7 protein-coding genes and 1 pseudogene are annotated in these 7,719 nt (G+C 64.7%); 5 read left to right on the forward strand and 3 right to left on the reverse strand.

Translation table 11 applies throughout. The features are described 5' to 3' along the window. Positions 1–76: 76 nt before the first annotated feature. The 3 genes from GSQ83_RS23180 to GSQ83_RS23190 are packed head-to-tail and all read right to left on the reverse strand — an operon-like array spanning position 77 to position 3,743. Positions 77–1,135 (reverse strand): ABC transporter permease, encoded by a 1,059-nt coding sequence (locus GSQ83_RS23180; protein WP_158805228.1) that lies wholly within the window; start codon positions 1,133–1,135, stop codon positions 77–79. Between the two features lie 5 nt (positions 1,136–1,140). Continuing rightward, positions 1,141–2,829, reverse strand: a complete 1,689-nt coding sequence (locus GSQ83_RS23185; protein WP_158805229.1) for an ABC transporter substrate-binding protein — start codon at positions 2,827–2,829, stop codon at positions 1,141–1,143. A 26-nt stretch (positions 2,830–2,855) separates the two neighbouring features. Next, positions 2,856–3,743, reverse strand: a complete 888-nt coding sequence (locus GSQ83_RS23190) for a proline iminopeptidase-family hydrolase (protein ID WP_158805230.1) — start codon at positions 3,741–3,743, stop codon at positions 2,856–2,858. 205 nt (positions 3,744–3,948) lie between these two features. Between GSQ83_RS23190 and GSQ83_RS23195 the strand changes: the two genes are divergently transcribed. The 5 genes and pseudogenes from GSQ83_RS23195 to GSQ83_RS23215 form a co-directional block, all read left to right on the forward strand. Next, positions 3,949–4,896 carry an aldo/keto reductase gene (locus tag GSQ83_RS23195; RefSeq protein ID WP_158805231.1) on the forward strand — a complete coding sequence of 316 codons (948 nt, stop codon included), beginning with the start codon at positions 3,949–3,951 and terminating at the stop codon, positions 4,894–4,896. Between the two features lie 166 nt (positions 4,897–5,062). After that, positions 5,063–6,466, forward strand: coding sequence for a signal recognition particle protein (ffh, locus tag GSQ83_RS23200; RefSeq protein ID WP_158805232.1), 1,404 nt, complete (start codon positions 5,063–5,065; stop codon positions 6,464–6,466). A gap of 61 nt (positions 6,467–6,527) precedes the next feature. After that, positions 6,528–6,863 (forward strand): 30S ribosomal protein S16, encoded by a 336-nt coding sequence (rpsP, locus tag GSQ83_RS23205; protein WP_158805233.1) that lies wholly within the window; start codon positions 6,528–6,530, stop codon positions 6,861–6,863. A gap of 26 nt (positions 6,864–6,889) precedes the next feature. Next, a complete protein-coding gene (gene rimM, locus GSQ83_RS23210; RefSeq protein ID WP_158805234.1) occupies positions 6,890–7,444 on the forward strand; it encodes a ribosome maturation factor RimM in 555 nt (184 codons plus the stop codon). Beyond that, positions 7,441–7,719 (forward strand): annotated as a pseudogene (locus tag GSQ83_RS23215) (tRNA (guanosine(37)-N1)-methyltransferase TrmD); the annotation flags it as partial. The gene rimM and the pseudogene GSQ83_RS23215, both read left to right, overlap by 4 nt.

Below are 7,719 nucleotides of genomic sequence, written 5' to 3' on the forward strand. Positions count from 1 at the left end.
ATAAGACGCGGATGCTCGGCCTCTGGCGGGGCACGCTTCGCTGGGCAAGACGGTTGCATCTGTCCACCGTCCCGCATCAATCCTTCCTCACCCGCAGCTTGGCGCGCGGGTCGAAGGCGTCTCGCACGCCGTCGCCCAGGAAGTTCAGCGCCAGCACCGTGATGACGATGGCGAGGCCCGGCGCGATGGCGACCATCGGCCGCGTGTAAAGCAGATCCTCGCCATCCTGGATGATGGTGCCCCAGCTGGCACCGGGCGGCTGCACGCCGATCGAGAGGAAGGAGAGCGCGCTCTCGGTCAGCATGTTCAGCGCCATCATGAGCGGCGCGAAAACAATGATCGTGGTCGTCACGTTCGGCAGGATGTCCCGCAGCAGAATGCGCCCAGCCGGCACGCCAAGGCAGCGCGCCGCCAGCACGAAGTCGCTGCGGGTCAAGGACAGCACCTGGCCACGGATGGGTCGCGCGACATAAGGCACATAGACGATGCCGATGATGAGGATGGGCAGAATAAGGCTGTCCGAGGCGATATTGATCGGCCCGATTTGCAGTCCTTTGCTGATCAGCACGATGGAAAGCGAAATCGCCAATAGATAGATCGGAAAGGCCCAGAGCACGTCGAGCAGCCGGGCCAGTATCGTATCGGTCAACCCGCCCGCGAAGCCCGCGACGATGCCGACCACGGCGGCGAGCACCAGGCAGACCACGGTGGAGGCCGCGGAAATGATCAGCGAGTTGCGGCCGCCGTAAAGCATGCGGGCCGCGACATCCCGCCCCTGATTATCGGCGCCCAGCAGATACTGGGCGTGCCAGGTCGGTCCGATCGGCGTGACGCCGAGGCCGAGGCCCGCGGTATCCGCCTGCATGACGTCCAGCGTATTGGCGCCGATGGTGATCTGGCCATCGAGATTGGACTGGAACGGGTCGGTCTGCGAGAGGCGCGACGCATAAAGCGGCGCCGCGCAACAGGCGAGAACGATCAGCACCAGGACAATGACGGAGGCCATTGCCGTGCGGTCCTGGCGCAGCTTGCGCAGGCCCGCACGCCACGGCCCCTCGGCGGGGCGGCCGGCTGTCGCCGGCGCGCTCTCGATGGGACCGAGGGACGCCGGAACCCCGGACGCCGTGTCGGACATAGCGGTTACTGCACGTAGGCCAGCGACAGAATCATTTTGAACTGATCGCTGAACGTGAAGTTCTTCACGTTCTTAGACACGAAGTCGAGCTGCTTCGGCGTGAACATCGTGACCCAAGGCGCGCCATCCGTCGCGGCATGGTCGATCTTCGCCCATTCCTTATTGGCGGCGGGCAGATCCGTCACGGCGGTGATCAGGTTCTTATTGATCATCGCGTCGAGCGGCTTGGAGCAGTAGCCGGCGATGTTGACCGAGGCATCCGAGCCCGGATGGAAGGCGCCGCAGCTCAGCAGCACGTTCAGGAAGTCCGAGGCCGCCGGATAATCCTGGTACCACTGAGTGATGCTGATCTGCACATTGTTCTTGGTATTCTGAATATAGGTGAACTGGATGTTCGCCGAAATCACCTTCGATGTGGCCTTGAAGCCAAGTTCGTTCAGCACGCTGACGAGATAGGTGCCGAGCGCCGGATCGACATTCTGGTCATCCGCGATCACGGTGACCTTCTGGCCGATCTGGCCGGATTTCTTCATCAGCTCCTTGGCCTTCACCATGTCAGGCGCGGACCATTTGGTGCCGGGGTTCTTGGTATAGGGGCAATAGGCTTGGTAGCCAGGGAAGCCGGGCGGCAGAACTTGGCAATTCGGCACGGCGAGGCGAGGGCCGCCATAGATGCCGACGGCCGAGCGGCGATTGAGCGCGTAATTCACAGCCAGCCGCGCGTCCTTGTTGTTGAACGGCGCGATGTTCACGTTCATCGGCGCATAGAAAATCGCGAACAGCGGATTGATGTGGATCTGGCTGGCATATTTGCTGCTCATCTCACCCAAACGGTCGGCCGGGGGAGTGTCGAACATCCAATCCTGCTGACCATTCTCGATCGCGGTGATCGCATCCTCGGCTCGGGTGCCGAAGGTGTAATCCATCTCGTCAACATAACCGGCGGGCTGAGCGTCCTTGCTCCATACCTTGAAGTAGGGGTTGCGCTTGATCACCATCGACTTCTGCGGGTCGTAGCTCGTCACCATGTAAGGGCCGGTCGCGGCGGTCGGCACGGTACCCACATCCTTCGAGGGAGTATCGGCCGGCAAGATCGAGCCGAAGGGCGTCGCGAGCTTGTAGAAGAACTCGGAGTCGGGCGCCGTCAGGTGGAAGGTCACGGTATTGGCCGCGTCATCCGCCACTACGCCGCCAGCCAGCGTGCAGGTTGCCGGCGTCTTGATGCAGGCATCCGAGCCCGCGATCACATTGTACCAGGAACCCGCGTTGGGGTTGCTGATCTTGAACAGGCGCTGGAAGCTGGCGACCACATCCTCCGGCGTCACTTCCTTGCCGGTCGAGAACTTGATGCCCTTGCGCAGCGTGAAGACATAGGTCTTGCCGCCATCCTGAGGCTTGGGAATTTCCGTCGCGAGATCGGCTACCACGTCATTCGAGGAGGAGCCCGCAGACTTCCTGAATTCCACCAGACCGTCATTCGTGACGTAGAATATCTGCCAGAATTGCGCGGTGTAATTGATCTGCGGATCGAGCGTGCCCGCAGCGGCGGCGGAGACCAGCTTCAGCGTGCCGCCCGTATGAGCATCCGCCGCCTGCGCGGCGCCCACCTGCGCAGTGCTGGCACCCAGCGCGCCGAGGCCGGTGGCCGTAAGCAGCGCGAAGGCGGAAGTGGTGAGGCGTTGTCGCAATGTCATGAGCGTTTCTTTCCCGTTTAAGTGAATCAAGGCGCGTCGAGGAATTCGGCGACCGCGGCGAGGCAGGCTTCTCTCTCCTCCAAATGGGGCATGTGGCTGGAGTTCTCGAAAATCCGCCAGCGGACGTCCGGGATGCTGTCGGCGAAGGGCTGCACGCAGAGTTCCGTCGCCTCGTCGTAGCGGCCGGAGATCAGCAGCGTGGGGGCGATGATGGCGTGCAGCCGGCTTTCGATCGTCCAGTTTTTCATCGTGCCGATGACGTGAAACTCGGTCGGCCCGTTCATGGTGTGGTAGACTGTCGGGTCATCGACAATCGCGCGGTCGTTGCGCACGACGTCATCCGGTTTCGGTTCGATGCGGCATACGTGGCGCCGGTCGTAGACTTTCGCGGCTTCCAGATATTCGGCGCTCGCGGTGGTGCGCGCGGCTTCGTGGCGCAGCAGCGTCGCCTGCACTTTGGGCGGGAGATCCTGCCGCAAGCGGTTCGCCTCCGCCACCCAGGTTTTCATCGAGGCCGGGGAATTGGCGATGACCAGCTTCCTCAACCCCGGCGGTTGGCGCACGGCATGTTCGGCCCCCAGCATGCCGCCCCAGGATTGGCCCAGGAGGTCGTAGCTTTCGGCGATGCCCAGATGTGCCAACACACGATCGAGCTCACCCAGAAAAAGGTCGACGGTCCAGAAATCCGGCCCTTTTTCGCGCAGATGCGTCGAGCGGCCATTGCCGAGCTGGTCATAATGAACGACTGCCCGGCCGGTCTCCGCCAGGTCCGCGAAGGAGGCCACGTAGTCGTGGACGCAGCCTGGACCTCCGTGCAGGATGACCAAAGGCGGTTTGGCGCCCTTCAGCTCCCCGGTGATCTTGTACCAGGTGCGGCCGAAGGGGCCGGGAACATAGTCTTCCGTCAGGTGCATTTGTCCTCGTGGCGGGCCGATGACCCGGGCGGCGCTACCTGGATCGGTAGCGAACCGTTCTAAGCAAAACCTGTTCCACACGCCGCCGGTTCTTGGCAAGCACCTGTCTTTCCCGTCGAGGGCTGTATCGCGTCTTTGGGCGGGCTGCATCTGGCCAAGAAGGGTTTAACTCCTGGGATCGGTTCAACGGCCTCGGAGCGTGATCATGGAACAGCACCAACTCGGCACTTCCACCATCAGCGTGCCGCCGCTGGTCTTCGGCGGCAACGTTTTCGGGTGGTCAGCAGACGAGGCCACCTCCTTCCGATTGCTCGATGCCTTGGTGGAGGCGGGACTGACCGCGATCGACACTGCGGATGTCTATTCCCGCTGGGCATCTGGCCATCAGGGCGGCGAATCGGAGACGATCATCGGCCGCTGGCTGAAGAAGCGCGGGAAGCGCGACGATCTCGTCATCATGACAAAGGTCGGCATGCCGATGCCGGAGGGCAAAGGCCTCTCGGCCGCCTGGATCGGCCAGGCGATCCAGGATTCCCTGCGGCGGTTGCAAACGGATTACGTCGATCTCTATCAGGCGCATCAGGACGATGAGGCAACGCCGCTGCCCGAGACTCTGAGCGCATTCGCCGGCCTCATCCAGTCGGGCAAGGTGCGCGCCATCGGCGCCTCGAACTATACCGCGGCCCGGCTGAAGCGGGCGCTGGAGACCAGCGACGAGCTTAGCCTGCCCCGCTATGTCTCTCTCCAGCCGCATTACAATCTGGTGGAGCGGCCGCTCTTCGAGAAGGAGCTGGAGACGCTGTGCGAGACGGAGAGACTGGGGGTAATTCCGTATTACTCACTGGCCGCCGGCTATCTCACCGGCAAATATCGCTCGAAGGTGGATCTCTCCAAAAGCGCCGCACGAGGCGAAGGTGCGGGCAAGTATTTGGATGGCCGCGGTCCCAAGGTGATCGCGGCGCTTGACCAGGTGGCGAGTGAGACCCATGCCACTCCGGCTCAGGTGGCTCTCGCTTGGCTCATCGCGCGGCCCAGCATCACCGCCCCCATCGCCAGCGCCTCCAAGCCCGAACAACTCGCCGATCTCGTGAAGGCCTGCACGCTGAAATTGACGCAGGCGCAGGTAAGGGCGCTGGATAAGGCGAGCGCCTGATCAAAGGCGCCACATCTCTCGGCAGTCACCGGCGCCGAGGGGCGTGACGCCTGACTTGCGCTCCTATTCCTTGACTCCTGCCCCGGCGCGGGGCACACCCCGCCTCCTCTGATCCGCCGCCCCGCGAGTGTTCGCGCAGCGGCGCGATCGCTTATGGAAGCTCGGGATGTTCGAAAGCCTCTCCACCAAGCTGAACACCGTCTTCGACCGCCTGCGCGGCCGCGGTGCGCTCAGCGAGACGGATGTCATGGAGGCGATGCGGGAAGTCCGCCTCGCGCTGCTGGAGGCTGACGTCGCGCTGCCGGTGGTGAAGGACTTCATCACCAAGGTGCGGGAACGCGCGGTCGGCGCCGAGGTGCTTCGCTCCGTCACGCCGGGCCAGCAGGTCGTCAAGATCGTCAATGACGTGCTGGTGGAGGCACTGGGCGGCGAGGGCGCGGTTCCGCTCAACATCAATACGCCTGCGCCGGTGCCGATCCTGATGGTCGGGCTTCAGGGTTCCGGCAAGACCACCACCGCCGGCAAGATCGCCCTTCAGCTTCGCACCCGAGAGCGCCGGAAGGTGCTGCTGGCGAGCCTCGATACACAGCGGCCAGCGGCGCAGCTTCAGCTCGCCCAGCTCGCCGAGCGGGCGGAAGTTGCCAGCCTGCCGATCATCCAGGGCCAGACGCCGGTGCAGATCGCCGAGCGCGCCATGGATACCGGGCGGCGCGAAGGCTTCGACATCGTCATCCTCGATACCGCCGGCCGCCTTTCGATCGACGAAGTTCTGATGGCCGAGGTCAAGGCCATCCGGGACGCGACGCGCCCGGCCGAGACGCTGCTCGTGGTCGATGCCATGACCGGCCAGGATGCCGTCAACACGGCCCGCGCCTTCAACGATGCCCTGGGCGTGACCGGCATCGTGATGACACGCATGGATGGCGACGCCCGCGGCGGCGCCGCGCTTTCGATGCGCGCCATTACCGGGGCGCCGATCAAGCTCACCGGCTCGGGCGAGAAGATCGATGCGCTGGAGATCTTCCATCCGGAACGTGTCGCCAGCCGCATTCTCGGCATGGGCGACATCGTCGGGCTGGTCGAAAAAGCCTCCGACACGATCGACCAACAGGATGCCGAGAAGCTCGCCGCCAAGATGGCGAAGGGCAAGTTCGACCTGGAGGACTACGCGTCCCAGCTACGCCAGATCGGGAAGATGGGCAGCCTGTCCGGCATCGTCGGCATGCTGCCGGGCATGGGCAAGATCAAGGAGCAACTCGCCGGCGCCAATCTCGACACCACGATCCTGAAGCGTCAGGCGGCCATTATCGGCTCAATGACGAAGAAGGAGCGGCAGGTGCCCGACATCATCAAGGCCAGCCGCAAGAAGCGAATCGCCACTGGTGCGGGTGCGACCGTGCAGGAGGTCAACCAGCTTCTCAAGCAGTTCGACCAGATGACGACGATGATGAAGCGCATGAACAAGCTGGGCCAGAAGGGCCTGATGCGTGGCGGCCTGGGCGCCCTGATGGGCGGCATGGGTGGCGGTGGCGGCGGAATGATGGGCGGCGGTGGCCGCCGTCCGCACTGAGTTTTCCAAACTATCCGGCCGTAGGCCGGTTCTCGACTGAATGACCAACAGGAGTGTTTGAATGTCTGTGAAGATCCGGCTGGCCCGCGCGGGCGCGCATAAGCGTCCCTTCTACCACATCGTGGTGGCCGACAGCCGCAGCCCCCGTGACGGCCGCTTCATCGAGAAGGTCGGCAGCTACAACCCGATGCTGCCGCAGGAGCATGCCGACCGCATTCTGCTGAAGCACGACCGCATCGCTCATTGGCTGAGCAATGGTGCGACGGCGACCGATCGCGTCGCGCGCTTCATCGGTCATGCCGGTCTCGCCCCGATGCCCGCGTGGCGCGAGCAGCCGTTGCAGTCCGCGCCCAAGAAGAAGGCGCAGGAGCGCGCCAAGGCCGCCGCCGCGGCCTGAACCAGTCCGGGGAGCTGAGGCACGTCTTGCCTGAAGACCGCATCCTGATGGGCGTGATCGGCCGGCCGCACGGTGTGCGCGGGCTTGTCCATGTCCAAAGCTATACGGCCGATCCCGCGGCGCTCGCCGATTACGGCGTGCTCGCGGATGATCGCGGCCGGCGCTTCGTGCTGCGCTGGCAGAGCGAGGGCGTCGCGCGCCTGGCCGAGATCAGGGACGGGCAGGAAGTGCCTCTCGCCGACCGCAACGGGGCGGAGGCGCTGACCAATACGCGCCTTTATGTCGCGCGGGACGCGCTGCCGGTGGCCGAGGCGGATGAGTATTACCTCGCCGATCTCATTGGTCTCCGCGCGGAAGACGCCGCTGGAACACCGCTGGGCGAGGTGACAATCGTCCATGACTATGGCGCCGGCACCAGCCTGGAGATTGCCCGGCCGCAGGCGCCGCCGCTCATCCTGCCGTTTACGGCGCAGGCGGTGCCGGTTGTGGATGTGCCCGGCCGCCGCATCGTGGTCGATCCGCCGGTGACGCTTGATGGCGAAGTGCCCGCGCCGCAACACAGCGAGTCGGTGTCGCCGTGAGCTGGCACGCCACCATCCTGACGCTCTTCCCCGAGATGTTTCCGGGGCCGCTGGGCGCTTCGCTCGCCGGCCGCGCCTTGGCCGAGGGGCTGTGGCGGCTGGAGACGGCGGATATCCGCGCGCATGGCCTCGGCCGTCATCGCGCGGTGGACGACACGCCTTTCGGTGGCGGGGCCGGCATGGTCATGCGCCCCGACGTGACGGCGACGGCGCTTGCGGCGCATCGGCGGGCCGATGACGCGCGGCCCTTCGTTTACCTCACGCCGCGCGGCCGC

The sequence above is a fragment of the Acidisoma sp. L85 genome (assembly GCF_009765865.1).
In the GTDB taxonomy this organism is placed as follows: Bacteria; Pseudomonadota; Alphaproteobacteria; order Acetobacterales; family Acetobacteraceae; genus Acidisoma.

Bases quoted from the DNA above. Each gene is read 5' to 3' on its own strand.
- ffh (WP_158805232.1), top strand. From the start codon at position 5,063: ATGTTCGAAAGCCTCTCCACCAAGCTGAACACCGTCTTCGACCGCCTG.
- rpsP (WP_158805233.1), top strand. From the start codon at position 6,528: ATGTCTGTGAAGATCCGGCTGGCCCGCGCGGGCGCGCATAAGCGTCCC.
- GSQ83_RS23180 (WP_158805228.1), bottom strand. From the start codon at position 1,135: ATGTCCGACACGGCGTCCGGGGTTCCGGCGTCCCTCGGTCCCATCGAG.
- GSQ83_RS23190 (WP_158805230.1), bottom strand. From the start codon at position 3,743: ATGCACCTGACGGAAGACTATGTTCCCGGCCCCTTCGGCCGCACCTGG.
- GSQ83_RS23195 (WP_158805231.1), top strand. From the start codon at position 3,949: ATGGAACAGCACCAACTCGGCACTTCCACCATCAGCGTGCCGCCGCTG.
- GSQ83_RS23185 (WP_158805229.1), bottom strand. From the start codon at position 2,829: ATGACATTGCGACAACGCCTCACCACTTCCGCCTTCGCGCTGCTTACG.